We start from the raw sequence: 24,624 nt of genomic DNA on the forward strand, positions 1-24,624 counted from the left end.
TGACCGCGTAGACAGGGAGGCAGGGATGACCGAAACCGTCACCGGCGGCTGCCAATGCGGTCGGATCCGCTACAGCGTCGCGATCGACACTGACGATGCGTATCTGTGCCACTGCCGGATGTGCCAGCGCGCGACCGGGGGCGTGTCGATCGCCTTCAAGGGAGTGAAGATCGCCAATGTCGCCTGGGAGCGCGAACCCGATCGTTATCAAAGCTCGCCGATCGCGCAGCGCGGGTTTTGCGCTGCGTGCGGCACGCCGCTGACCTTTGAATATCTCGAGCCCGGCGAGACTATGGACCTCAGCGTCGGCAGTTTCGATGATCCGTATCGCTTTCGCCCGACGCATCATTTCTCGCCCGAGACTTGGCATGAGGCGTGGCTCGACATTAAGGACCTGCCGACGACGCGGGTGGCGGACAATCCGTCGACGGTCGAGCGCTGGATGAAAGCTATTGGCAAACTCCCCGACTGAACCGCAGTTCTTCGACAGCTTCGATGGCACCCGCCTGGCGTGGCGGGAGATCGGGGAGGGACGCCCTGTCGTCCTGATCCACGGCTATTTCTCCAACGCGACGATCAACTGGATCAAATACGGCCATGCTGCGCGCATCGCCGAGTCAGGTTTTCGGGTGATCATGCCCGACCTGCGCGCGCACGGCGACAGCGCCAAGCCGCACGAGGCCGCCGCCTATCCGCCCGACGTGCTGATGCGCGATGGCTTTGCGCTGATCGCGCATCTCGGCCTCACCGATTATGATCTCGCCGGCTATTCGCTCGGCGGGCGCACCTCGATGCGGATGCTCGCCAATGGCGCGACGCCACGCCGCGCGGTCATCTCTGGCATGGGGTTGCAGGGCATCGTCGATACCGCCGGGCGTGGCAGCTATTTCCACAATGTGCTGACCAACCTCGGCAGTTTCACACGCGGCACCAGCGAATGGCTGACCGAAGCGTTCCTCAAGACGACTGCGGGCGATCCGGTCGCGCTGCTGCACATTCTCGACACCTTCGTCGACACGCCGCGCGATGCGCTCGACCATATCACCACGCCGACGCTGATCCTGACCGGCGAGGACGATGACGACAACGGCTCGGCGCAGGACCTCGCGGCGGCGCTGCCCGATGCGCGCTATCAGGCGATCCCCGGCAACCATATGAGCGCGGTGCTCAAACCCGAATTGGGCACGGCGATCGCGGCGTTTCTGGCGGCTTGACCCTGCGCGCGGTGGCGCACAGGTTGCGCCATCTTTGCAAATGGGGACTCACATGATCCGCACTGGAATTTCGTCGCTCGCCCTGATTCTGTCGCTGGCGTCGGCACCCGCTTTCGCCAACCCGGCAGCCGCACCCGCCGCCGCTGCCGCAGCACCGACCGTCGCCGAGGCAGATGCGTTCGTAGCGCGCGCGGAAAAGGAACTGGCCGATTTCTCCACCCCGGCGCAGCAGGCGGCGTGGATCAACGCAACCTACATCACCGACGACACCGACGCGATCGCCGCGAAGTTCGGTGCGGAGGGGACCGAGATGGGGGTCCGCTTCGCGCTCGAGGCGGCGAAATATGCGGGTGTGCCCGGCCTGTCGTTCGATACCAAACGCAAGATCGATCTGCTGCGCAACGGCCTGACGCTGCCTGCGCCGACCACGCCCGGTGCCGCATCCGAGCTTTCGACGATCGTGACGAAGCTCGGATCGGACTATGGCAAGGGCAAGGGCACGCTTGACGGCAAGCCGATCAACGGCAGCGACATCGAGGCGGCGATGGGCACGGTGCGCGATCCCGCCAAGTCGAAGGAGATGTGGGTCAGCTGGCACGACGCTGTCGGCGCGCCGATGCGCAAGGATTTCGCACGCGAAGTGGTGATCGCCAACCAAGGTGCCAAGGGCCTCGGCTATGCCGATGTCGGCGCGCTGTGGCGCTCGGGCTATGACATGACCCCGGCGCAGTTTGAGGCCACCACCGATACGCTGTGGAAGCAGGTCGAGCCGCTCTACAAGGCGCTCCACACCTATGTCCGCTGGAAGCTGAACGCCCAATATGGCGATGCGGTGCAGCCCAAGACAGGGCCGATCCGCGCCGATCTGCTGGGTAATATGTGGGCGCAGGAATGGGGCAACATCTATGATGTGGTAGCCCCGGCGGGCGCGGGCGATGTCGGCTATGATGTCGGCGATCTGCTCAAGGCCAAGGGCTATGACCCGATCAAGATGTTCAAGACCGGCGAGGGCTTCTACTCCTCGCTCGGGTTCAAGCCGCTGCCCGACACCTTCTGGGCGCGCTCGCAAATCGTGAAGCCGGCCGACCGCGAAGTGGTCTGCCATGCCTCGGCCTGGGACATTGACAGCAAGGATGACGTGCGCATCAAGATGTGCACCAAGGTCAATGGCGACGATTTCGTCACCATCCATCACGAGATGGGCCACAATTATTACCAGCGCGCCTACAAAAATCAGCCCTTCCTCTATGAGAATGGCGCGAATGACGGCTTCCACGAAGCGATCGGCGATTTCGTCGCTTTGTCGATCACGCCTGATTATCTGGTGAAGATCGGCCTGCTCGATCCGGCCAAGGTGCCGAGCCCCGACAAGGATATCGGCCTGCTGCTCAAGCAGGCGATGGACAAGGTTGCCTTCCTGCCGTTTGGTCTGCTGGTCGACAAATGGCGCTGGGGTGTCTTTTCGGGCGCGACGCCGGAGGGGCAGTATGAAAAGAGCTGGAACGACCTGCGGCTGAAATATCAGGGGATCGTACCCCCGGTCGCGCGCGACGAGACGCGCTTCGATCCCGGCGCGAAATACCATGTTGCGGCCAGCGTGCCGTATGCGCGCTATTTCCTCGCCCGGCTCTATCAGTTCCAATTCTATCAGGCGGCGTGCAAGCAGTCGGGCTGGACCGGGCCGCTGCATCGTTGCTCCTTTTACGGCAATAAGGAGGTCGGCGCGAAGCTGAACGCCATGCTGGAAATGGGGCAGTCGAAGCCGTGGCCCGAGGCACTGGCCGTGTTTACGGGCACCCGCGAGATTTCGGGCCAGGCGATGGTCGATTATTTCGCACCGCTAAAGGCGTGGCTGGATAAGCAGAATGAGGGCAAGCCGCAGGGGTGGTGATGCTTGGGGGGAAGGTCGGTCTGCCTTCCCCCAAACTTCTGGTTCCGCCGGGCGCGAGGCCAAGCGATAGGTCGCCTCAGTTGGGGATCGTCCCTTCATCGGCGATGCCCGCTTGGAAGGAAGCGCTGGAATCGCTGCCATCGGCCTGATGTGCATGTTCGCCGGGGTTCAGCGCTTCGGTCTTGGGCGTGCTGCTGCGCAGGGTGAAGAGCGCTGCCGCTGCCGCGCCCACTGCCGCCACGCCGCCGATGATCGCGGCCAGGCCCCAGCGGTTGCGGGTCGGCGTCGCAGCGGTCTTCGTCGCCGGAGCCTTTTTCGCGGTTGCCTTGCGCGGTGCCGCGGCTTTGCGGGGCGTCGCGGGCTTGCGCGGGGTCGCGGGTTTGGTTGCGGTGTCGGTCGGTTTTTTCGGCGGCGTGGCCATGAGCGGCTCCCTTGTTCGTTGATCAGGCGTAACGCGCGAGGTGGCGGGTGTTTCCCCGCCCTCCTTCAAGCGTTTAGCGGAACGGCGGTTCGTTGAAGGCGCGCAGCTTGCGGCTGTGCAATTTCTTGCCCTCGCGGCGCAGTTCCTCACACGCCTCGATGCCGATCCGCATATGCTCGCTGATCGCGCGTTCGTAGAAGCGGTTGGCCTGACCCGGCAGCTTCAATTCGCCGTGCAGCGGCTTGTCGGAAACGCACAGCAAGGTGCCGTAGGGAACGCGGAAGCGATAGCCCTGCGCCGCGATCGTCGCCGATTCCATGTCGATGCCGACCGCGCGGCTGAGCGAGAAGCGCAGCGCCGAGCGCGAATATTGCAACTCCCAGTTGCGGTCGTCGGTGGTGACGATCGTGCCGGTGCGCAGGCGGCGCTTGAGTTCGTCGCCCGACTGGCCCGAAATCGTCTCGGCCGCGCGCGCGAGCGCGAGTTGCACCTCGGCAATCGCGGGCACGGGGATTGCCGGGGGCAGCACATCGTCAAGCACGTGATCGTCGCGCAAATAGGCGTGGGCGAGGACATAGTCGCCGATCCGCTGGCTCGGGCGCAGGCCGCCGCAATGGCCGATCATCAGCCACGCCTCGGGCCGCAGCACCGCCAGATGATCGCAAATCGTCTTGGCATTGGCGGGGCCGACGCCGATATTGACAAGCGTGATGCCGGTGCCGTCCTCTGCCATCAAATGATAGGCCGGCATTTGGTGCCGCCGCCACGCGCTCGTATCGGCCAGCATCGCCTCGACATCGTCGCCCGCGCGCATCAGCACGCCGCCGGCACCGGAAACGCCGGTGTAGCGGCTTGGCTTGCCGTCTTCACCGGGCTCCAGTTGCGCGCACGCCCAGCGGACGAACTCGTCAACGTAGCGGTGGTAATTGGTGAACAGCACATAGCGCTGAACATGTTCGGGCGGCGTGCCGGTGTAATGCCGCAACCGCGCGAGCGAGAAATCAGTGCGCAAGCCATCGAACAGCGCCAGCGGGCGGGCACCGTCGGTGACGGTATAGAGCCCGTCGGCAATCTCGTCGCCAATATGCGCCAGGTCGGTCGCCGGGAAGTGGCGCGCCAGTTCCAGCGCGGAAACCTGGTCGAGGCTCAGCGCATGGCCCGGATCTATGACATAAGGAAAGGGGATTTCCTGACGGCCCTCGACCGCTTCGACCGTGACGTCATAATCTTCAATCAGCAGCGTCAATTGCTCGGTCAGATAATCGGCGAAAATCGCCGGCTTGGTGACGCTGATCGCATAATCACCCTCGGTTACTAGCCGTCCAAACGAACGCCGCGGGGTCGGCCGGTCGCTCCCTCCGCGATAGTGCAGCCGAATCTCGGGGTAGGCGAAACTCCCGTCTGTGCGCGTATGCGGCGCGGGCGGCGTTCCGGTGGAGAGATAGGTGGTCAGCGCCGCCTGCAGGCGATCGACCGATGCGCGATAAAGCCGGTCGAGCTCAGCGACGATGGCGGCGGCGGGGCTGGAAGCGTGCGTCATGGATAGCCGCTACGCCGCTATCGTTACGCGCGCAAGACCAAGGGGCGTATCGTCGATACGCCCCTTCGAAAGGTCAGCCTTTTTTCGGGGCGGATCCGGCCTCGTCCTTTGAGAGGATCTTGCTGGCACCGAAGGCGGCACCGGCAACGGCCGCAGCTGCACCGGCGGCAATGCCGACGGCGGCGAGCGGATGATCCTTCACCGCTTCGACGGTCGCCTCAAATGCATCGTTCAGTGCACCCCTGGCTTGTTCGAACAAGCCCTCGGCCTGTTCGATGATCGTGTCATTTGCGGGGGGAGTGCTCGAATCGCGGGTCGTATCGGTCATGGCTTGGCCCTTTCCTGGAACGTCCTCTTGCAACCGATCGGGAGCATGGCGGGTTCCACGCTTTCCGACGCCAATCGCAATAATCGGTCGGCCCGGCGTGAGCCAGGCCGACAGGATCAGATCTCGCTTAGCAGATGTTCGGCCGAGGACACTTCGAAGGCACCGGGGGCTTCGACGTTGAGCTGTTCCACCACGCCGTCATTGACCAGCATCGAATAGCGCTGGCTGCGCTCGCCCATGCCGAATTTGGAGCCGTCGAAGGTCAGGCCAACCGCCTTGGCGAATTCGGCGTTTCCGTCGGCGAGCATGGTAATGCCGTCAGCGTTGCTCGCCTTGCCCCAGGCACCCATCACAAAGGCGTCGTTGACCGAGGTAAAGGCGATCTCGTCCACGCCCTTTGCCTTGATCTCGTCGGCCTTGTCGACAAAACCAGGCAAATGCCGAGCAGAACAGGTCGGCGTAAAAGCACCCGGAACCGCGACCAGCGCGACCTTGCGGCCCTTGAAGAACTCGTCCGAGCTGACCTGATTGGGGCCTTCGGCCGTCACTTTGGTGAGGGTGATGGTGGGGATGCGGTCGCCGACGCTGATCGTCATGGGAATCTCTCCTGATGGGGCCGCCCGACTAATAGGTGCGGCGCGGCGTACCTCGTGCAAGCGCGCGGGAATTTCAAGCGTGGCGAGCGAGCGCGTCCGCGGTTATGCTGTACGCGATGGACTCCGCCCGCAACCTCACTGGCCAATTCCTGCTCGCCATGCCGGGTATTGGTGACCCGCGCTTCGATCGGGCGGTGATTGCGATGTGCGCGCATGATTCAGACGGCGCTCTGGGAATCGGGATCGGTGCGACGATCGCGGGCATTGGCTTGCACACGGTGCTTGAGCAGTTGGATATCGACCTTGGCGTCGCGCCCGATGTTCCCGTGCATTTCGGCGGGCCGGTCGAACCCCGGCGCGGTTTCGTGCTTCACGCCCTCGACTGGGGCGGCCAGGATACGATCGAGGTCGTCGGGCATGCGGGGGCGCTGTGGGCGTTGTCGGGAACGACCGACGTGCTGAAGGCGATTGCGGCTGGCCGCGGCCCGTCGCGCTGGCTGGTCGCGCTGGGTTATGCGGGATGGGGCGAGGGGCAACTCGACGGCGAGTTGACGCGACACGGTTGGCTGAACGTGCCGGGCCATCTCGATTTGCTGTATGGCTGCAATGCCGAGAGTCGATGGGAAGCGGGGTTTGCCAGCGCCGGAATCGATTCGCGGCTCCTGGCGAACGAGACAGGCTGGGCCTGAAACGCCACTGAAATCGCCGCTGGAAGGCGTCTGCGCGGTCGAATCGCTGCTATGATAGGAGAAATGGCAACGTCATCACGGCCAGACACCGTCTCACATAACATATAAAGACATCTTTATATTTGATTTGGAGCCTGACCCGCGTTACGGGCCGCCTCATCAACCAAACCGGAGATTCCTGCGTGGCCACCGTTCTTGACCGTCCGACCGACTATGTCGTCGCCGACATCACCCTTGCCGATTTCGGCCGCAAGGAGATCAACATCGCAGAAACCGAAATGCCTGGCCTGATGGCGCTGCGCGAAGAATTCGGTGCGTCGCAGCCGCTGAAGGGCGCGCGCATCACCGGTTCGCTGCACATGACGATCCAGACCGCCGTGTTGATCGAGACGCTGACCGCGCTAGGCGCGCAGGTGCGGTGGGCGACCTGCAATATCTTCTCGACCCAGGACCATGCCGCTGCCGCCATTGCCGCGACGGGCGTTCCCGTGTTCGCGATCAAGGGCGAGAGCCTGGCCGATTATTGGGATTATGTCGGCGACATCTTCAACTGGGGTGCCGGCACCGATGGCACCACCGCCAACATCATTCTGGATGACGGCGGCGACGCGACCATGTTCGCACTCTGGGGCGCGAAGCTCGAAGCCGGTCATACGCTCGGCGAGCCCGAGAATGACGAGGAAGTCGAATTCCAGCGCGCGCTGAAGGCGTTCGTCGCCAAATATCCGGGTTACCTGACCGAGACCGTCAAGAACCTGAAGGGCGTTTCGGAAGAGACCACCACCGGCGTCCACCGCCTGTACGAGATTGCGAAGAAGGGCGAGCTGCCCTTCCCGGCGATCAACGTCAACGACTCGGTGACAAAGTCGAAGTTCGACAACCTTTATGGCTGCAAGGAATCGCTGGTCGACGCGATCCGTCGCGCCACCGACGTGATGCTCGCCGGCAAGGTTGCTGCGGTCGCCGGTTTCGGCGACGTCGGCAAGGGCTCGGCGCAGTCGCTCCGCAATGGCGGTGCGCGCGTGATGGTCACCGAAATCGATCCGATCTGCGCGCTGCAGGCGGCGATGGAGGGCTTCGAAGTCGTGACGATGGAAGAGGCGGTGACCCGCGCCGACATCTTCGTCACCGCAACCGGTAACGCCGACGTGATCACCGCCGATCACATGAAGGCGATGAAGCCGATGTCGATCGTGTGCAACATCGGCCACTTCGACAGCGAAATTCAGATCGCCGCGCTGTCGAACTATGAGTGGAACGAAGTGAAGCCGGGCACCGATCTGGTGACCTTTCCCGACGGCAAGCAGATCATCGTCTTGGCCAAGGGCCGCCTGGTGAACCTGGGTTGCGCGACGGGCCACCCGTCGTTCGTGATGTCGGCCAGCTTCACCAACCAGACGCTCGCGCAGATCGAGCTGTGGACCAAGGGCGAGAACTACAAGAACGAAGTGTACGTCCTGCCGAAGCACCTCGACGAAAAGGTGGCCGCGCTCCACCTGGACAAGCTGGGCGTGAAGCTTTCGAAGCTGACCCCGAAGCAGGCCGGTTACATCGGCGTGCCGGTCGAGGGACCGTTCAAGCCGGATCATTATCGCTACTGATATCGAGCGGACGAAGTACAAAGCGGCCGCCGCGAGAAATCGCGGTGGCCGTTGTGCTTTTGGGGCCTTCCCGCACGCAGCGTGAGTAGCTTATGGGTCGTCTATGGATCAGGACCCCACGCGGTGAACCAGCTTTCGGCGACAAACATGACCGGGATCGGTGTCGCCTTGGCGGCGTTGATTGGTGCTGCCGCCTGGAGTCTCTTCTCTGGTCTACGTGCGCGACGCGAAGCTGCGGTGGCATTTGCCGAAAACGCGCGCTTGGAAGCGATGCTTGGGTCGGCTCCGGCTTTAGCGATGATTGTTCGAGGCGATGGTCGGGTTGAGTGCTCCCAACGCCTGGCCGACTGGTTGGGTTTGGCGATCGCTCCTCGTTATTTGGATGACCTCTCGGTCGTTGATGCGGGTCTCACCGGGGAAGATCTCGCCGCCCTTTCGTCAGACGTTGCGGCCGCGCAAAAGTCCGGGCGGCCCTTCTCGCGTGCGCTGCGGGTGAAGGGATCGGCGCGCGCGCTCATGATCCGTGGCGCGCGCGTTCCCAAGGCGTTTCAAGCGCCAGGCGGCGTTATCCTGTGGGTCTTTGACGCAACCGACACGGAAGATGAGATTGCGCAGCTCGGAGTGGCCATCGGCCAGGCGACCGCGCTGTATGAAGATCTCAGCGGTGTCATCCAGGCGGCACCCATGCCGATGTGGTACCGGGGGGCCGACTTGCGGCTGGCCATGGTCAATTCGCAATATGTCGACGCCGTCGAAGCGGCGTCTGCCGAGGACGTAATCGCGCGCGGGCTCGAGCTGGTGGAGGGATCGGGCGTCGGCGGGCCGCTCGGCAACGCCGTGTTGGCGCGCGATGCGAGATCGGTGCAGTCGCAAACGATGCCCGCGACGATCCGCGGTGAGCGACGGATGCTGCGCGTGTATGACGCCCCGCTCTCAACCGGGGGCGTCGCCGGCTTTGCGATTGATATTGAGGATCTGGAGCAAGCCCGCGCACGCTTGAAGCGCTTCGATGATGCGCAGCGCGCGATGTTGGACCGGCTCTCGGCGGGCGTGGTGCAATTTGGGGCCGACCGCTCGCTGGTCTTCTGCAATCAACCGTTTCGGCGCTTGTTCGCCATGAAGGCCGAATGGCTGGCGGATCGCCCCGAATTCGACCGGGTGCTGGAACGGATGCGCGAAGCCAAACGCCTGCCCGAAGTGCGCGACTTTCCGGGCTGGAAGGCCGAGCGGCGCGACTGGTTTCTCGCGGCGGGCGGCGGACAGGAGGAGGAATGGCATCTTCCCGGCGGCGCGCATCTGCGCGTCGTTGCGCAACCCTTGCCCGATGGTGGCCTATTGCTGATCTTCGAGGATCGCACCGAACAGGTGCAATTGGCCAGTGCCCGCGACACCTTGTTGCGCGTGCGCACCGCGACCTTCGAGAATCTCTATGAGGCGTTGGGGGTGTTTGCCGCCGATGGCCGGCTGCAATTGTGGAACAACAAGTTCCGGCTGGTGTGGGGATTCGACGAGGAATTCCTGGCGACGCATCCGCGCGTCGACGTACTTGCCGAAGCCGCGTCGCGCCAGCTTGCCAATCCGGCGCGAGCTTCGTTGATCGCGGACCTTGTTCGTGCCGCGACCGTCGAGCGGCAGCAGCGCGGCGGCCGCGTCGGTTTCGCCGATGGCCGACATTTCGAATTTGCAGCCGTGCCGTTGCCCGATGGCAATGGCCTGTTCACGATGCTGGACATCTCCGACAGTCGCCGGATCGAGCGCGCACTGCGCGATCGCAATGAAGCGCTGGAGGCGGCCGATCGCATCAAAACCTCGTTCGTCGCCACGATGAGCTACGAATTGCGCACGCCACTGACTTCGATCAGCGGTTTCGCCGAGATGCTAAACGAGGGCTATGCCGGGAAGCTGAGCGCCTCCGCGTCGGGATATGTCGAGGCGATTCTCCAATCGGTCGAACGCCTCGGTATGCTGGTCGACGAAGTGCTGGACCTTACGCAAGCCGAGGGCAAGGCCCCTGAACTCGACATGCAGCCGATCGATCTTGGCGCGGTTGCGCAGGCCGCCGCCGATGCGGTGGCACCCCTGGCCAACAAGCGAAAGCTGGATTTCGCCGTGGAGATCCTGCCGTCAACCGGCGCGATAACGGGGGATGCCCGGCGGCTGCAACAGGTGATCGAGCATCTGTTGCGCCATGCCGTCGCGGGTACGCCGGCCGGGGGGCGGGTTCTGCTCCACACTGACGGTACCGATGCCACGGCGCGGATCGTGGTGTCCGACGACGGGGTGGGGATGAGTCCGCAGGCGGTGACGCGTGCCTTCGATCGCTTCGCGCAACCGGGGATCACCCGCGACGGGGAACGCGCTTTGGGATTGGGCCTGCCGCTCGCCAAGCAGTTTGTCGAGGCGCATGGCGGCACGATCGAACTGCTGTCCGAAGCCGGGCAGGGGACGTTGATCACTGCCACCCTGCCGCGCCGGTGAAGGCGGAGCGGGGTCGATATGATGCTGACAGGATGTTGAGATGATTCTGGCCGGTCCTCAAGCGAGCGAATCCTTTGGCGCACGATTGGCCGAGTTGGTCCGCCCTGGCGATGTGGTGACGTTGTCGGGCCCGCTTGGGGCGGGCAAGACCAGCATTGCGCGCGGTCTTCTCGCCGCGCTTGGGTTGCAGGGAGAGGCCCCGAGCCCGAGTTTCGCAATCGTGCAGCCTTACGCCCCCCCTGAGCTGCGGATGCCGGTGTTGCATATCGATCTGTACCGGATCGATGACTCCCACGAGATCGCCGAACTGGGGCTCGACGATGCGGCGGGTGATTCGGTGTTGCTGATCGAATGGCCGGAACGGGCACCGGGCTGGTGGCCCGATGCACTGCCGCTCGTCCTGGAGATGTTGCCGGATGGCACCCGCCGCTTGACAGCCGACGTGCCCGCTGGCTGGAAGGATCGATGGCAGCAGATATGATCCCCCCGGCGGCGGCCGCCGCGTTCCTGGCCGCGAATGGGTGGCGCGATGCCACGATCGAGCCCGTCGCGGGCGATGCGTCCTTCCGGCGCTATTTTCGCGCGGTAAAGGATGGGCGGAGCGCGATCCTGATGGACGCGCCGCCGCCCAATGAGGATCCGCGCCCCTTTATCGATATTGCGCGCTGGCTTGGGGAACGCGGTTTCGCGGCACCCGCGATCCACGGGATCGACCTCGACCTGGGCCTGGTGCTGCTCGAGGACTTTGGTGACGTGCGGATGCGCGAGACCGTGGACGGCGATGCTTCGCGTGAACCGGCGCTTTATGGTTCCGCAATCGATCTCCTGGTCCGCTTGCACCGTGAGGATCCCGCGACGCCGGTTGCCTATGATCGGGCGACGCTGCACCGCGAAGCCAATTTGCTGACCGAATGGTATTGTCCGGCGCTGGGGATCGCACCCGATCAGGCGGCTTATGATGCCGCGTGGGACGCCGTGTTCGACCATGCGCTCGCGGGGCCGGCGGTGACTGTCCTGCGCGATTACCATTCGGAAAACCTGATGCTCCTCGGCGGCGATACGCTGGGGTTGCTGGATTTTCAGGATGCGCTGGCGGGCCACCCCGCTTACGATCTTGTGTCGCTGCTGCAGGATGCGCGACGCGACGTCGACGAACATGTCGAAGCGGCGATGGTGGCGCGCTACAAAGCGGCGACGGGCGCGGGCGAAGCGTTCGATATTGCCTACCATGTCCTCGGCGCGCAGCGGAACGCCAAGATCATTGGGATTTTCACGCGGCTGTGGCAGCGCGACGGCAAGACCCGCTATGCCGCTTTGTGTCCGCGGGTGTGGCGCTATCTCAACCGCGATCTGGAGCATCCCGCGCTTGCCCCGGTCAAGGCCTGGTTCGATGCGACCATTCCGTTCGAGTTGCGCGGCGATCCGATGGTGTTGGCGGCATGATGAAGCCCAAGCGCACGCTCAACATCCGGCCGGAGCCGGGTGGTACGGTGCCCAAAACCGCGATGGTGATGGCGGCCGGTCTCGGCAAGCGGATGCGCCCGCTGACCGCCACCCGCCCCAAACCGTTGATCGAAGTGGCAGGCAAGCCCTTGATCGGCCACGTGTTCGATCGGTTGCGCGCAAGCGGTATCGAGCGCGCCGTGGTGAACGTCCACTATCTTGCCGATTCGCTTGAAGCTTATTTGCACAATCGCGAGACGGGCATCGACATTGTCGTGTCCGATGAACGCGGCCGGTTGATGGAAACGGGCGGCGGGCTCGTGCAGGCGCGCAGCTTGCTCGGCGACGAGCCGTTTCTGGTGGTGAACAGCGACAATCTGTGGGTCGACGGGCCCTCGGATGCGATCAAGATGCTCGCGGCGCGCTGGGACGACGCGACGATGGACGCCTTGCTGCTGATGGTCCCGCTGGCCCGCGCCAACCATCATGGCGGGCGCGGCGATTTTCGCCTTGGGGCCGACGGGCGCATTCTTGGGCGGCGGCCGCCCGGACGCCTTGCGCCGTTTGTCTATACCGGGGTGCAGATCCTTTCGCCGCGCGTGATCGCGGATTGGCCGGAAGGGCCGTTCTCGACCATGCTGTTCTGGGAGCGGGCGATTGCGGCCGGGCGGGCATATGGATTGGTCCATCAGGGGCTGTGGTTCGATGTTGGCACCCCGGAAGCCGTTCCGCTGACGGAGGCTATGCTCGCCGATGGTTGAGGTGAAGGGCCCCAGGCTCTTCACCATCCCGGCGCATCGCGCCTTTGCCGATGCGCTGGCCGCCGGGCTGATCCGGCAATTTGGCGGCGACGATCTCGGGCTCGCGCGCGGGCTGGTGCTGCTGCCCAACAATCGCGCCAAACGCGCGCTGACCGATGCCTTTGTCCGCGCAAGCGCGGGCGGACTGCTGTTGCCGCGGATGGTCGCGATCGGCGATCCGGCGCTGGAGGAAGCGGTGGGCGCGGCGCTCGACCCGGCGGATGATCCGGTGCCGGTGCCACCTGCGGTTGCCCCCTTGCAGCGCCGCATGATCCTGGCGCGACTTGTGTCGGAGGAACGCGCGCGCATCGGCCAGGTGGTCGACGCGGCGGAGGCGGTGCGGCTGGCGGGCGAATTGGCGCGCACGCTCGATCAATTGCTGGTGGAGGAAATCCCGCCCCGCCGCTTGCGCGAGATCGAGCTCAACGAAGCAATGTCGGCGCATTGGCAGCGCGCGCTGGATCTGTTTGCGGTTGTGCTCGACCGCTGGCCCGCCGAATTGCAGCGGATCGGTCGGATTGACGCCGCCGAACGGCGCGGGCTGTTGTTGCAGCGGCTGGCGGAACGCTGGGATCGCACCCCACCTGCCGGTTTCGTCTGCGCAGCGGGCGTTACCGATAGTGCCCCCGCCGTCGCGCGGCTGCTGCGCTGCGTGGCGGACAGCCCGCGCGGGATGGTGGTGCTGGCCGATCTCGCGACGGGGATGGACGAGGTTGAGTGGCAAGCGCTCGGGCCGCACGCGCCCGATCCGGCGACCGGGCTCACCCGGCGATCGATCGAGACGCACCCGCAATTCCATTTGAAGCTGCTGCTCGAACGAATGAGCGTCAACCGCAGCGAAGTGCGGCTGTGGCGCGACGGTAGCGATCATGACGCCACCGTCGCGCGCGGCAAGGCAGTCGCCAACGCGCTGGCATCGGCCGAGTTCACGGCGAAATGGACGACGCTCGGTGCCGAGCAGCGGCGATTGGGCGGCATTGCGGCGGCGGAACTGGCGACGCCGGGCGAGGAGGCGCAGGCGATCGCGCTTGCCTTGCGCGAGGTGGCTGAGACGCCGGGGCGGACGGGCGCGCTGGTCACGCCCGATCGCGGCCTTGCCCGGCGGGTGGCGGCGCATTGCGCGCGCTGGGGGATCGCGATCGATGATTCGGCGGGGCGTCCGCTGTCGATCCTGCCGTCCGGGACGTTGCTGACCGCGCTGGCCGAGGCGGCGACGCAGCGCTTTGCGCCGCTCGCGTTGCTGACGTTGCTCAAACATCCGCTGGTGCGCTTTGGCGATGCACGGCGGGAATGGCTCGATGGGGTGCGCGCGCTTGATCGGGTGTTGCGCGGGCCCCGTCCGGCGGCGGGGCTGGTCGGGATCGACCTGCATCTGCGCACCGCGCGCCGCGCCGAAGCGCCGGCGGCCTGGTGGGGGGAGGCGCGCGCGCTGCTCGAACCGATCGAACGCGTGTTTGATGGCGGCGCGCGACCGATTGCCGACTTGCTCGCTGCCCTGCGCGAGGCGGCGCAAGCCCTTTGCGGCGATGCCTTGTGGGCGGGCCCTGCCGGGCGCGCCGCTGCCGAGCTGCTGCGCGAGGCGGAGGATCACGCCGCGCATGGCCCGGCGGTCATCGAGCCCGCCAGCCTTGGCCCGTTGCTCAAGACGTTGATGGACGAAGTGGCAGTGCGGCCGCAGCAAGGCGGGCATCCGCGCCTGGCTATTTATGGCCTAATCGAGGCGCGCTTGCAGACCGCCGACGTCATGATCCTGGGCGGGCTGAACGAAGGAACCTGGCCCGGTCTGCCCGCGCCCGACCCGTGGCTGGCACCGCGAATCCGCACCGAATTGGGGCTGCCGGGGCTCGACCGCGGCGTCGGCATGGCGGGGCATGATCTGGCGCAGGCCTTGGGCGCGCCCGCCGCGCTGATGACGCGTGCACGACGCGGCGGCACGCAACCGGCGATCGCCTCGCGCTTCTGGCTGCGCTTGCAGGCATTGGCGGGCGATCGGTTCGAGCGGGCCACCGCGCTGGAAGGCTGGGCGCGCGCGCTCGACGATCCGGGCGCGCATGTGCCCGCTGCCAAGCCGATGCCAGAGCCCCCCGCCGAACGCCGGCCCAAGGCGATTGCCGTCACCGACGTCGATCGGCTGAAGGCCGATCCCTATGCGTTCTACGCCAAACGCATCCTCGGTCTGACGCAGCTCGACCCGGTCGATGCCGATCCCAGCGCAGCGTGGCGCGGCACGGCGGTGCATGACATCCTCGAACGCTGGGCGCGTGAGGACGCCTGCGCGCTCGACAAACTGCACGAGCGCGCGCGGGCGATGTTCGACGGCGCGCATCCAATGCAGCGTGCGCTGTGGCGACCGCGCCTGATGGAGGCGATCGACTGGATCGTCGCGCAGATGGGCAAGAACGTCGATTCCGGGCGCACCGTGCTGGCGGTCGAACAATCGGGTGAGATCGCGATTGCGGGGGTGACGCTGACGGGCAAGTTCGACCGCATCGACCGGTTGCCCGACGGGGCGCTGGCGGTGATCGACTACAAGACTGGCAAGCCGCCCTCGCCGGCGGCGGTGCGTGAGGGGTTCAGCCTGCAATTGGGGTTGCTCGGGCTGATCGCCGAGCGCGGCGGTTATGCCGGGATTGCGGGCAAGGCGCGCGGCTTCGAATATTGGTCGCTGTCGAAAAAGGGCGATGCGTTCGGTTATGTCACCTCGCCGGTCGATGCCGAGGGCAAGGGCGACAAGGTCGTGCCTGAGGATTTCACCACGCTCGCCGCGCGGCATTTCAGCGATGCCGTGGCGGACTGGTTGACGGGCACGCGTGCGTTCGAAGCGAAGCTGCACCCGGACTATGCGCCTTATGCCGAATATGACCAGTTGATGCGGCGGGACGAATGGTATGGCCGTGAGTGAGTCCGTATGACCGAGGGCCACAGCCGCCGACCGCTCCCGGTCCTGAAGGACGCGCAGGCGCGCGCCAGCGATCCGGGCGGGCATGTCTGGCTGTCCGCCTCGGCCGGGACGGGCAAGACGCAGGTGCTGACCGCGCGCGTCTATCGCTTGTTGCTGCGCGGCGTCGATCCTGGTGCGATCCTGTGCCTGACCTTTACCAAGGCGGGCGCGGCGGAAATGGCCGGGCGCATTGGCGAGCGGCTGGCGGCGTGGGTGCGGATGCCCGAGCCCGATCTGGTGGCCGATCTGGTGGCGCTGGGCGAGGATCCCTCGCCGCAACTCCGCGCCCGCGCACGCACGTTGTTCGCCAAGGTGCTCGACGCGCCGGGGGGCGGCATCCGCATCCAGACGATCCACGGCTTCTGTCAGAGCCTGCTTGCCGCCTTCCCGGTCGAGGCCGGGCTGGTGCCCGGTTTCCGCCCGATCGAGGCGCGCGAAGAAGCGGTAATGGCGCGCGATGCACTGGCCGAAATGCTGGTAACGGCAGAGGCCGAAGGGCGCGATGCCACCGTCACTACTGTTGGCGCGCTGAGCCTGCGCTTGGGCGAGGGCGAGGCCGAGCGCTTCCTGCTGGCGTGCGCGCGGGCACCCGCCGCGATGGCGGAACTGCCGATGGGCGCGGGCATCGGCCCGTTCATCCGCCGCGCGCTCGATTTGCCGGTGGGCGAGATCGAGGCGGAGATCGCCGATGCCTGCGGTGACAATGCCTTCGACGTGGATGCGGTCGCGCGGCTGGCGGCGGCGAACCGGGCGTGGGGCACGGCGACGGGCGGCAACCACGCCGACATCGCCGAATGCTGGATCGAGGCGGCACCCGAGATGCGCGCACGGATGCTGGGTGACCTGATCGGTGTGCCCTTCACCGCCAAGCGCGAGCCGCGCAAATATTCCCCCAAACTGCTCGCCGCCGACCCCGATTATGCCGATCTCGCAATCGAGGTGGGCGAAGCGTGCGCGCATCTGCTGGGTTTGCGCGAGCGCGCGGCCTATGCCGATCTGCTTGCGGCAGCGCTGGCGGTCGGGCGGGAGTATGCGGCAGCGTATGACCAGGCGAAGCGGCGGCTGGGCGCGGTCGATTTCGACGATCTCATCCGCGCGACGATCGCGCTGCTCGGCCAACCCGGCATGGGCGAATGGGTACGCTACAAGCTCGATCAGGCTACCGAACATGTGCTGATCGACGAGGCGCAGGATACCAATCCCGACCAATGGGCGATCATCCGCGCGCTGGTCGAGGAATTCTTCGCGGGCGAGGGGTCGCATGGCGAACGCGTCCGTACGCTGTTCACCGTCGGCGATTTCAAGCAGGCGATCTTCGGCTTCCAGGGTACCGACCCAAAGTTTTTCGCCGCCGCCGAGCAGCGCATCGGGACGCTCGCACGCGACGCGTGGGCGGCGGACGAGGAACAACGCCGCCAGAGCGGCACGATGCGGGCGCGCCCGTGGCACCGGCTTTCGCTGACACAATCGTTCCGCTCGACCCGGCCAGTGCTCGAATTCGTCGATGCCGCGATCGAGGCTTTGCCCGAGCCGGGGCTGGGCGCGATTGCCGACCGCGAAGTGCATGCGAGCGAAGTGCCGGGGCCGGGCACCGTGACGCTGTGGCCGCTGGTGGTGGCTGGCGGCAGCGAGGAGGATGAGGAAAGCTGGGTTTCCGATTCCACCCGCGAACTCGCCCGCCGGATCGCGCGGACGATCAAGGGCTGGATCGGCACGCTGATGCTCGAGAGCAAGGGGCGCACGCTCCGGCCAGAGGACATCATGATTCTGGTCAAGCGGCGCGGCGAACTCGCCTCGCTGATCGTCGCGCGGCTCTATGCCGAAGGCGTGCCTGTGGCGGGGGTCGACCGGTTGCGGCTGAATGCGCCGCTGTCGGTGCAGGATCTGCTCGCCGCGATCCGTTTCGTGCTGCAGCCCGACGACGATTTGTCGTTGGCGTCGTTACTGGTATCGCCGCTGATCGGCTGGAGCCAGGAGCGGCTGATGCACGCCGCGCCCAAGCGCGCGGTCAGCCTGTGGCGGCACATTGCCCGCGCCGAACCGCGCGCTGAGATCGCGCCGTTGTTCGCGATGCTCGACCGCGCCGACATCGCTACGCCCTATCAATTTCTGGAGGAACTGCTGTCGGGGCCGCTTGGCGGGCGGCGCAATCTGGTGCGGCGGCTGGGGCAGGAAGCGCGCGACCCGATCGAGGAATTGCTGAGCGCGGCGCTCGATTTCGAAGCGCTCGGCACGCCCTCGCTGCAACGCTTTCTCGACTGGTTCGATCGCGGCGAAGTGGAGATCAAGCGTGACCCCTCCGCCCCGCTCGATGCGGTGCGGGTGATGACGGCGCATGGTGCCAAGGGCTTGCAGGCCCCGCTGGTGATCCTCGCCGATGCCGCAGTCGACCCGACCCGTTCGCCGCGCTCGACGCTGAAATGGCGGGCGGGCGATATGGCGGCGGAACTGCCGGTGATCCGCCCACGCAAGGGTGAAGCCACCGGCCCGCTGGCGGCGCTGGTCGAGGAAACCGCCGCGCGCGATCTCGAAGAGCATTGGCGGCTGTTCTACGTCGCGGCGACGCGCGCCGAGGAGCGGTTGGTGATTGCCGGGTCGGTCGGTCCACGCGCGCAAGGCGATGCTCCCGCGCAAAGCTGGTATGCGGCCGCCGCGCGCGCGATGGCCGCGCTGGAGGTGCCGGAAGGCGAGGAGCGCAGCTTCACCGGGCGCGTGCCGCAAAAGGCGGTCGCGCCAGACCGCAAAGCGGTGCGGGCGGCGGTGGTTGCCGAGCCGGTGCCCGGCTGGGCACGTCGCGCGGCACCGGTCGAGGCACGACCGCCGCGTCCGCTCGCGCCGTCGTCGCTGGGCGATGACGCGGTCGCCGACGCGCCGCCGACTCCCGCAATGCGCGCGGCGGCCGAGCGCGGGCGGCTGATTCACGCGTTGTTCGAGCGTTTGCCGACGGTTGCACCTGCGAAACGAGCAGAGGTCGCTGACCGTTGGCTGGCGAGTGCCGGAGCGGTGGCCGACGCGACCGCACGCGCGGAGATTGCCGCGCCAGTGCTGGCAGTGCTCGGCGATCCCGGCCTCATGGACCTGTTCGGGCCGGATGCGCTGGCCGAGGCCCCGATTGCGGCGGTGCTGCCCGATGGCTTCGTCGTGTCGGGCACGGTCGACCGGTTGCTCGTCACGCCCGATCTGGTGAGCGTGGTCGATTTCAAGACCGGGCGCGGCGTGCCCGCCACGCCCGACGCAATCCCGCCGTATCATTTGCGGCAGATGGCCGCCTATGTCGCGGCGCTGGCGGTCATCTTCCCTGAACGGCGCGTCGAGGCGGCGTTGCTCTACACAAGCGCGCCGGTGCTGCACATGCTGTCAGCGCCGCTTCTGGAGGCACACAAGCCGGGCTTTGCCGCCGCAGAGCAAAGCTAGCACGCACCCGCTTGAGTGGACGCGCCCGACACCCTACGTTCTGCGCAACATCAGGAGATTTACCATGGCTACCAAGAAGATCACCGACGCCAGCTGGACCGCCGACGTCACCAATGCGAGTGGCCCTGTGCTGGTCGATTTCTGGGCGGAATGGTGCGGCCCGTGCAAGATGATCGGGCCGAGCCTCGAAGAAATTTCGGAAGAGCTGGGCGAGCAGGTGACCATCGCCAAGCTCAACATCGACGAAAACCCCGATGCGCCGGGCAAATATGGCGTGCGCGGCATTCCGACGATGATCCTGTTCAAGGACGGCGTCCCCGCCGCGACCAAGGTCGGTGCCGAGCCGAAGGGTCGGATCAAGGCGTGGCTCGAGGGTGCGCTGGGCTGAGACTGCCGGGTTGTGCCGCGTGGGGTGGGTGAGGGAACTATACCTTGCGCGGCATGACGCGGGGGGCGCTTCGGACGGGTAGAAATGGTGGGAAGCGGTCGTTCAAACACCGAACGACGCAGCGGCATGTTGAGCCTTTAGCAAGTTGCTGCCTGTAACAAACACTCGCAGCTCACCCTCGTAAGGCACATCATTCCGCTCAAATGGAATATCAGCCGCTTCGAGCACAGCTTCGAACTTTGCGATCCTTTCGGCGTCTTTGAACGTTTTTAGGTGGTAAATCCGCGTTGACGCGATCTGAAGGAAAGCCCGCGATGCCTCGCCTTGGTCCAACGTCTTGGCATATGTTGCGACCTCTTGGCCCCGCTCGGTTTCGAAAACCCGCCAATCACTTCCAGATTTTTCCAAACGTAGATCATATACACCAACACAAGTTGGTTTGTCGCAGGTTAGAAACTGCGAGTATCCGTTATTTCTGAGATAATGCCTTAGCTGATCGATGGTTTCCATAGCTCGTGATACCGTTGGCGCGGATGTCTGCAAATGGGCGATTGCAGTCCCTCACATACAAGTAGTTCACGGCCTGCTTTCCCTCTCCCAGCGGGAGAGGGAAGGGGCCCGCCGCGTAAGCGGTGGGAAGGGTGAGGGTGATGGGCATCATCCGTGGGATCGCCCTCACCCTTCCGCGGCTTTGCCGCTCCCTCCCTCTCCCGCTGGGAGAGGGATTTTCGTTTGGCGTGGGCGTGCCGTTTCACGATACGGAGAGCGACCCACCCCCAGTCCCTCCCTTTCAGGGGTGGGAGCACGCGATGTGTTGCTGGCGGCGACCTTCAGTGTGAATTGGAAGACATAGCCGTCAACGCCCGGCCAAGGTGGCTTCCTCCACCTGCCTGTCCATGAGGTGCGCGATGCTTTGGCGGAATGCGTCCAGATCGGGATAGTTGGTCATGAAGCAGCCGCGTGCCCGGTGACGAGGCTCAGCATAATCGGCCACTTCAAACCGGACGGCGAGATCGCCGCGCGTATTGGCGGGTGCAATCTCAAGGCGCAGGATCAGATCATCGCCTTCCTGCATATCAAAGCCCCATTGCACCACGATCGGATGATCTGTCGTAATGGGAAAGGCGCTTAGAGCTTTTCCAAACTCTTTCACGTCCTGCCATTGAACCCAACAACCGCCGTCGCCCGAGAAGCGATCCGTCTCCACCTTGACCTCAAGCCAGCCAAAATCATCGGTTTGCTGGTCGGGATCGAAGACGCTGGAATCGTATTGATAGCGAAGGGTGAGCTTGCTCATTGCTTGGTGTTCGCATCTGAAAGCAGTGTCTGCAATCGAGAAGCGGGGCGGCGAGGCTAAAGGGCGCAGCTTGCGCGCCCGCGCCCTTTGGGCGGGTCGTTGCTTTCTTCTGGCGGTCGTCCAGGCTGCCGTTTTACGATACGGAGAACGACCCACCCCCGGCCCCTCCCTTTCAGGGAGGGGCGGTTGGCGGTTAGCGCCCTTTCTCCCCTCCCTGAAAGGGAGGGGTTGGGGTGGGTTGGCCTGCTGCGGTGCGGGACTGTGATTTTCCGAGGTGTACAGCGTCCCCGTACCCGATCAGGTCAGCGGAATCATCACCTGCGCGGCAAAAGCCGGGCGTTCGGTCAGCCGGGCATACCATGCCTCGACATGCGGGACCGATGGGCGCGCGATATCGAGGGTGAACCAGCTATGGGCGTAGGTGCCCATCGGGATATCGGCCATGCCGAACTCCGCACCCGACAGCCATGGCGTCTGCGCCAGTGCATGGTCGAGGATCTGCATCTTGGCGGCACAGGCTGCCGCTGACGCCGCGATCACGGCGGGATCGCGCTCGGCCAGCGGGCGGCGGATGAGGTGGAGGAAGGCCCCGCGCTGGGCGTCGGCATAGTCGAATTGCCAGTCCATCCAGCGATCGGCCTGCGCGCGCTGCACCGGGTCTTCGGGCCACCAGCTTTTGCCGCCGTGACGCGCCGCCAGATAGCGCAGGATCGCATTTGATTCCCACAGGATGAAGCCGTCGTCTTCGATCGTCGGGACCAGCGCGTTGGGGTTGAGCGCGAGATAGGCGTCGCTCATGCCGAACTGGCCGCCGACATCGTGGCGGACATAGGGGAGCGCCAGTTCTTCCGCGAACCACGCGACCTTTTTCACATTGTGCGAATTGAGGCGACCCCAGATGGTGAGCATTGGCGTTCAGCTCCGATAATCGGCGTTGATCGAGATGTAGCCATGCGTGAGGTCGCAGGTCCAAACTGTCGCCGTGCCCTCGCCCAGGCCGAGATCGACGCCGATCTCGATCTCCTGCCCCTTCAAATGCGCGGCGACCGGGGCTTCGTCATAGCCGGTGACCGCAAGGCCGCCGGTCGCCACCTGCGTGTCGCCGAAGCGGATGCTGAGGAGGTCGCGCTCGGCGGGTTCGCCGGCCTTGCCGACCGCCATCACCACGCGGCCCCAATTGGCGTCCTCGCCTGCGATTGCGGTTTTCACCAGCGGCGAGTTGGCGATACTGAGCGCGACTTTGTGGGCGCTGGCGTCGCTATCGGCACCGGTGACGGCGATTTCGATGAACTTGGACGCGCCTTCGCCATCACGCACCACCAGATGCGCGAGTTGCAGGCAGAGGTCGGCGAGGGCGGCGCGGAAGGCGTCGGCTCCGGCGTCTTCGTCGCTGGTCAGCGGTGCGTTGCCCGCTTTGCCGGTGGCGAAGGCAAGCACGCTGTCGCTGGTCGAGGTGTCGCTGTCGACGGTGATGCAGGAGAAGCTCGCGCGGTTGGCGTCGCTGAGCGCGCGTTGCAGGAAGGCGGGGGAGACGGCGGCATCGGTGAACAGGAAGCCGAGCATCGTCGCCATGTCGGGCGCGATCATGCCCGAGCCCTTTATGATGCCGACCAGCGTGACGGTGCGGCCATCGACGACGGCGGTGGCGACGGCACCCTTGGCGAAGGTGTCGGTGGTGCCGATGGTGTTGGCGGCATCCTGCCAGGCGCAGGGTACGGCGGCGAAGGCGGCGTCGAGCCCGGCCTCGGCCTTGTCGATCGGCAGCGGCACGCCGATCACCCCGGTCGAGGCGACGAAGATGTCGGAGGGCTGGCAACCGAGATGCGCGGCGGCACGGGCGGCGATCGCTTCTACCGCCGCGCGGCCTCGCTGGCCGGTAAAAGCGTTGGCGTTACCGGCATTGACTACCATCGCGCGGGCGTGCCCAAGCGGGAGCGCGGCGCGGCACCATTCGACCTCGGGGGAGGGGCATTTGCTCTGGGTCAGCACGCCCGCCACCACCGTGCCGGGATCGAGCGTAATGAAGGTCAGGTCGCAGCGATCCCACGTCTTATACTGCGCCCGGGCGACATGCGGGGTGACCCCGGCAATTGACGGCAGAACTGGGAAGGGGCGGGCGAGCGGGGAGCGGGTCATGCCGCCGTCATACCCGGCGATGCGGGTGAGACAAGCTGCCGAATCAGCGCATCAGCCCAGCCGCGCGCAGCGCATCGCTGATCGCCTTTGCCACTCCGCCGGGCGCGATCGGGCGCGCTGCGGCGCGCAGCGGTGCCGGTGGTGTCGAGCGGCGCGAAGGGACCTCGATATCGGCGGCGTCGGCAATGCCCCAGGAGGCGGCAATGTGGCGGGTCGAGCAGATCCCGGCCGGGAGCATGAAGGGCATAACGGTGCCGCACGCTGCATCCCCGACGGGATCGATCGGCGTGCCGTGACCAAGTCCGGCAATGCTATAGGCTTCGATCCGCACGGTGCCGCGCGAACTCAGCCAGCGCCGGCGCGCCTGCCCATCGACCTGGTCGCGTTTGGCGGCATCGAGCGGGATGCCCTGAAGCAGCGCCCATTGTGCGATGATCGCTTCCATATTGTCGTTCGCGACGGTCTGGTCGTCCGTGCCGTGCCACACCGACAGGCGCGGCCAGCGTAGCGGGGTTGGTGCCGCCTCACGCACCAGTTCGGCGAGGGCTGGGCCATCGGGCAGGCCGCTGCCCCGCATCCGTTGCAACGCCGCGCCGACCGAGGTCGCGGTACCATAAGGGAGACCGGCGATCACCGCGCCACCGGCGAACACCTCGGGATAGGTGGCGAGCATGACCATCGTCATCGCGCCACCGGCCGACAGCCCGTTCACGAAAACGCGCGTCGCATCGATATGATAGGCGCCGATCATGTGCGCGATCATCTGGCGGATCGACAGGGCCTCGCCCTGGTCGCGCGCGATATCCTCGGCGGCGAACCAGTTGAAGCAGCGGTTGGGATTGTTGGCGGGGCGCTGCTCGGGATAGAGCAAGGCAAAGCCATAGCGATCGGCCAGCGCCGACCAGCCCGACCCGTGATCATATCCCGCCGCGTTTTGGGTACAGCCGTGGAGCACCACTACAAGCGGGGCCCCCGCCGCGAAACCCGCCGGAATATAGTGCCGCGCGCGCAAATTGCCGGGATCGCTGCCGAAATCGGAAATGTCAGCGAGCCGATCGGACTCGGGAATCGGCATTTGCGTGGCGTTTGCGCGCGCAGCGGCAAGGCGAGACAGCGTTTCGGAAAGACCAGGCATGCGACATCTCTATCCGGCCCGTCGTGCGGGGCGTGGATTCTTTCTTTGGGACAGTGTACCGCAATTTATGCTGCGATGCACAATGAAATGGTGCGGCATCGCGCAAATGCAAGCCTTCCGCCTGACATCGCGGTAGGTGCGCGATGCTGGACGCACGGCGGAAATATCCCTAAGTGCGGCGGCTCCACCGACGGGTGACGTGCGACTTTGGAACTGCTGCTTATCCTTTCCGCCTTGCTCAGCGCCCTTACCGGGGCGACGGGGACGCGCGCGCCGGGGGTTGAGTTGCACCGGGCCGCAGCTGTGGTCCGG

21 protein-coding genes are annotated in these 24,624 nt (G+C 65.7%); 12 read left to right on the forward strand and 9 right to left on the reverse strand.

Going from position 1 to position 24,624, the window contains the following annotated elements; genetic code table 11:
- Nucleotides 1-25 precede the first annotated feature (25 nt).
- Genes ACP7BY_RS15975 through ACP7BY_RS15985 form a run of 3 tightly spaced genes read left to right on the forward strand, consistent with a single transcriptional unit; the run spans nucleotide 26 to nucleotide 3,105 of the window.
- Complete coding sequence (locus tag ACP7BY_RS15975) at nucleotides 26-472, forward strand: GFA family protein (RefSeq protein WP_033963815.1); 447 nt, start codon at nucleotides 26-28, stop codon at nucleotides 470-472.
- Entirely contained in the window at nucleotides 453-1,214 is a 762-nt protein-coding gene (locus ACP7BY_RS15980) for an alpha/beta fold hydrolase (RefSeq protein WP_033963818.1), read from the forward strand. Before ACP7BY_RS15975 ends, ACP7BY_RS15980 begins: the two co-directional genes overlap by 20 nt.
- Nucleotides 1,215-1,266: 52 nt before the next feature.
- On the forward strand, nucleotides 1,267-3,105 hold the full coding sequence (locus ACP7BY_RS15985; protein WP_033963820.1) for a M2 family metallopeptidase: 1,839 nt from the start codon (nucleotides 1,267-1,269) through the stop codon (nucleotides 3,103-3,105).
- A gap of 76 nt (nucleotides 3,106-3,181) precedes the next feature.
- Here the strand turns inward: ACP7BY_RS15985 and ACP7BY_RS15990 are convergent, their stop codons facing one another.
- From ACP7BY_RS15990 to ACP7BY_RS16005, 4 genes are all read right to left on the reverse strand, one after another.
- On the reverse strand, nucleotides 3,182-3,526 hold the full coding sequence (locus tag ACP7BY_RS15990; RefSeq protein ID WP_033963821.1) for a hypothetical protein: 345 nt from the start codon (nucleotides 3,524-3,526) through the stop codon (nucleotides 3,182-3,184).
- Between the two features lie 73 nt (nucleotides 3,527-3,599).
- Complete coding sequence (locus ACP7BY_RS15995; RefSeq protein WP_137902287.1) at nucleotides 3,600-5,066, reverse strand: AMP nucleosidase; 1,467 nt, start codon at nucleotides 5,064-5,066, stop codon at nucleotides 3,600-3,602.
- 73 nt (nucleotides 5,067-5,139) lie between these two features.
- Nucleotides 5,140-5,394 (reverse strand): hypothetical protein, encoded by a 255-nt coding sequence (locus tag ACP7BY_RS16000; protein ID WP_033963822.1) that lies wholly within the window; start codon nucleotides 5,392-5,394, stop codon nucleotides 5,140-5,142.
- Nucleotides 5,395-5,510: 116 nt separating this feature from the next.
- The gene (locus ACP7BY_RS16005) at nucleotides 5,511-5,990 is read right to left on the reverse strand and encodes a peroxiredoxin (protein ID WP_033963823.1); all 480 of its coding nucleotides are present in this window, start codon (nucleotides 5,988-5,990) and stop codon (nucleotides 5,511-5,513) included.
- Between the two features lie 116 nt (nucleotides 5,991-6,106).
- Between ACP7BY_RS16005 and ACP7BY_RS16010 the strand changes: the two genes are divergently transcribed.
- The 9 genes from ACP7BY_RS16010 (at nucleotide 6,107) to trxA (ending at nucleotide 19,744) form a co-directional block, all read left to right on the forward strand.
- Nucleotides 6,107-6,679, forward strand: a complete 573-nt coding sequence (locus ACP7BY_RS16010) for a YqgE/AlgH family protein (RefSeq protein WP_033963871.1) — start codon at nucleotides 6,107-6,109, stop codon at nucleotides 6,677-6,679.
- Nucleotides 6,680-6,861: 182 nt separating this feature from the next.
- Nucleotides 6,862-8,280: an adenosylhomocysteinase gene (ahcY, locus tag ACP7BY_RS16015; protein ID WP_033963836.1), complete on the forward strand. Its 1,419-nt coding sequence runs from the start codon at nucleotides 6,862-6,864 to the stop codon at nucleotides 8,278-8,280.
- 147 nt (nucleotides 8,281-8,427) lie between these two features.
- A complete protein-coding gene (locus tag ACP7BY_RS16020) occupies nucleotides 8,428-10,758 on the forward strand; it encodes a sensor histidine kinase (RefSeq protein WP_137902288.1) in 2,331 nt (776 codons plus the stop codon).
- 40 nt (nucleotides 10,759-10,798) lie between these two features.
- On the forward strand, nucleotides 10,799-11,239 hold the full coding sequence (gene tsaE / locus ACP7BY_RS16025; RefSeq protein ID WP_033963839.1) for a tRNA (adenosine(37)-N6)-threonylcarbamoyltransferase complex ATPase subunit type 1 TsaE: 441 nt from the start codon (nucleotides 10,799-10,801) through the stop codon (nucleotides 11,237-11,239).
- Nucleotides 11,236-12,201, forward strand: a complete 966-nt coding sequence (locus ACP7BY_RS16030; protein ID WP_137902404.1) for an aminoglycoside phosphotransferase family protein — start codon at nucleotides 11,236-11,238, stop codon at nucleotides 12,199-12,201. Before tsaE ends, ACP7BY_RS16030 begins: the two co-directional genes overlap by 4 nt.
- Complete coding sequence (locus ACP7BY_RS16035; RefSeq protein WP_033963844.1) at nucleotides 12,198-12,962, forward strand: nucleotidyltransferase family protein; 765 nt, start codon at nucleotides 12,198-12,200, stop codon at nucleotides 12,960-12,962. Before ACP7BY_RS16030 ends, ACP7BY_RS16035 begins: the two co-directional genes overlap by 4 nt.
- The gene (addB, locus tag ACP7BY_RS16040) at nucleotides 12,955-15,903 is read left to right on the forward strand and encodes a double-strand break repair protein AddB (protein WP_137902289.1); all 2,949 of its coding nucleotides are present in this window, start codon (nucleotides 12,955-12,957) and stop codon (nucleotides 15,901-15,903) included. The genes ACP7BY_RS16035 and addB overlap by 8 nt, the downstream gene beginning before the upstream one ends.
- 6 nt (nucleotides 15,904-15,909) lie before the next feature.
- Nucleotides 15,910-19,356 (forward strand): double-strand break repair helicase AddA, encoded by a 3,447-nt coding sequence (gene addA / locus ACP7BY_RS16045; RefSeq protein WP_137902290.1) that lies wholly within the window; start codon nucleotides 15,910-15,912, stop codon nucleotides 19,354-19,356.
- 64 nt (nucleotides 19,357-19,420) lie between these two features.
- Nucleotides 19,421-19,744 (forward strand): thioredoxin, encoded by a 324-nt coding sequence (trxA, locus tag ACP7BY_RS16050; protein ID WP_126846342.1) that lies wholly within the window; start codon nucleotides 19,421-19,423, stop codon nucleotides 19,742-19,744.
- Between the two features lie 102 nt (nucleotides 19,745-19,846).
- Here the strand turns inward: trxA and ACP7BY_RS16055 are convergent, their stop codons facing one another.
- The 5 genes from ACP7BY_RS16055 to ACP7BY_RS16075 form a co-directional block, all read right to left on the reverse strand.
- Entirely contained in the window at nucleotides 19,847-20,254 is a 408-nt protein-coding gene (locus ACP7BY_RS16055) for a hypothetical protein (RefSeq protein WP_126846344.1), read from the reverse strand.
- 346 nt (nucleotides 20,255-20,600) lie between these two features.
- Entirely contained in the window at nucleotides 20,601-21,041 is a 441-nt protein-coding gene (locus tag ACP7BY_RS16060) for a hypothetical protein (protein WP_033963337.1), read from the reverse strand.
- Nucleotides 21,042-21,338: 297 nt separating this feature from the next.
- Entirely contained in the window at nucleotides 21,339-21,950 is a 612-nt protein-coding gene (locus tag ACP7BY_RS16065) for a glutathione S-transferase family protein (protein ID WP_033963339.1), read from the reverse strand.
- Between the two features lie 6 nt (nucleotides 21,951-21,956).
- Nucleotides 21,957-23,177 carry a bifunctional glutamate N-acetyltransferase/amino-acid acetyltransferase ArgJ gene (gene argJ, locus ACP7BY_RS16070; RefSeq protein WP_033963340.1) on the reverse strand — a complete coding sequence of 407 codons (1,221 nt, stop codon included), beginning with the start codon at nucleotides 23,175-23,177 and terminating at the stop codon, nucleotides 21,957-21,959.
- A 43-nt stretch (nucleotides 23,178-23,220) separates the two neighbouring features.
- The gene (locus ACP7BY_RS16075) at nucleotides 23,221-24,312 is read right to left on the reverse strand and encodes an extracellular catalytic domain type 1 short-chain-length polyhydroxyalkanoate depolymerase (RefSeq protein ID WP_033963342.1); all 1,092 of its coding nucleotides are present in this window, start codon (nucleotides 24,310-24,312) and stop codon (nucleotides 23,221-23,223) included.
- Between the last annotated feature and the right edge of the window lie 312 nt (nucleotides 24,313-24,624).

Source organism: Sphingomonas sp. PSPC2-2 (assembly GCF_049897725.1).
Lineage (GTDB): Bacteria > Pseudomonadota > Alphaproteobacteria > Sphingomonadales > Sphingomonadaceae > Sphingomonas.

What these genes read in the sequence shown, in the direction of transcription:
- addA (WP_137902290.1), top strand. Translation starts at nt 15,910, where the DNA reads ATGACCGAGGGCCACAGCCGCCGACCGCTCCCGGTCCTGAAGGACGCG.
- ACP7BY_RS15975 (WP_033963815.1), top strand. Translation starts at nt 26, where the DNA reads ATGACCGAAACCGTCACCGGCGGCTGCCAATGCGGTCGGATCCGCTAC.
- trxA (WP_126846342.1), top strand. Translation starts at nt 19,421, where the DNA reads ATGGCTACCAAGAAGATCACCGACGCCAGCTGGACCGCCGACGTCACC.
- ACP7BY_RS16020 (WP_137902288.1), top strand. Translation starts at nt 8,428, where the DNA reads ATGACCGGGATCGGTGTCGCCTTGGCGGCGTTGATTGGTGCTGCCGCC.
- ACP7BY_RS16030 (WP_137902404.1), top strand. Translation starts at nt 11,236, where the DNA reads ATGATCCCCCCGGCGGCGGCCGCCGCGTTCCTGGCCGCGAATGGGTGG.
- argJ (WP_033963340.1), bottom strand. Translation starts at nt 23,177, where the DNA reads ATGACCCGCTCCCCGCTCGCCCGCCCCTTCCCAGTTCTGCCGTCAATT.
- addB (WP_137902289.1), top strand. Translation starts at nt 12,955, where the DNA reads ATGGTTGAGGTGAAGGGCCCCAGGCTCTTCACCATCCCGGCGCATCGC.
- ACP7BY_RS16005 (WP_033963823.1), bottom strand. Translation starts at nt 5,990, where the DNA reads ATGACGATCAGCGTCGGCGACCGCATCCCCACCATCACCCTCACCAAA.
- ACP7BY_RS15995 (WP_137902287.1), bottom strand. Translation starts at nt 5,066, where the DNA reads ATGACGCACGCTTCCAGCCCCGCCGCCGCCATCGTCGCTGAGCTCGAC.
- ACP7BY_RS16035 (WP_033963844.1), top strand. Translation starts at nt 12,198, where the DNA reads ATGATGAAGCCCAAGCGCACGCTCAACATCCGGCCGGAGCCGGGTGGT.
- tsaE (WP_033963839.1), top strand. Translation starts at nt 10,799, where the DNA reads ATGATTCTGGCCGGTCCTCAAGCGAGCGAATCCTTTGGCGCACGATTG.
- ACP7BY_RS15990 (WP_033963821.1), bottom strand. Translation starts at nt 3,526, where the DNA reads ATGGCCACGCCGCCGAAAAAACCGACCGACACCGCAACCAAACCCGCG.
- ACP7BY_RS16060 (WP_033963337.1), bottom strand. Translation starts at nt 21,041, where the DNA reads ATGAGCAAGCTCACCCTTCGCTATCAATACGATTCCAGCGTCTTCGAT.
- ACP7BY_RS16055 (WP_126846344.1), bottom strand. Translation starts at nt 20,254, where the DNA reads ATGGAAACCATCGATCAGCTAAGGCATTATCTCAGAAATAACGGATAC.
- ACP7BY_RS15985 (WP_033963820.1), top strand. Translation starts at nt 1,267, where the DNA reads ATGATCCGCACTGGAATTTCGTCGCTCGCCCTGATTCTGTCGCTGGCG.
- ACP7BY_RS16065 (WP_033963339.1), bottom strand. Translation starts at nt 21,950, where the DNA reads ATGCTCACCATCTGGGGTCGCCTCAATTCGCACAATGTGAAAAAGGTC.
- ACP7BY_RS16010 (WP_033963871.1), top strand. Translation starts at nt 6,107, where the DNA reads ATGGACTCCGCCCGCAACCTCACTGGCCAATTCCTGCTCGCCATGCCG.
- ACP7BY_RS16075 (WP_033963342.1), bottom strand. Translation starts at nt 24,312, where the DNA reads ATGCCTGGTCTTTCCGAAACGCTGTCTCGCCTTGCCGCTGCGCGCGCA.
- ACP7BY_RS16000 (WP_033963822.1), bottom strand. Translation starts at nt 5,394, where the DNA reads ATGACCGATACGACCCGCGATTCGAGCACTCCCCCCGCAAATGACACG.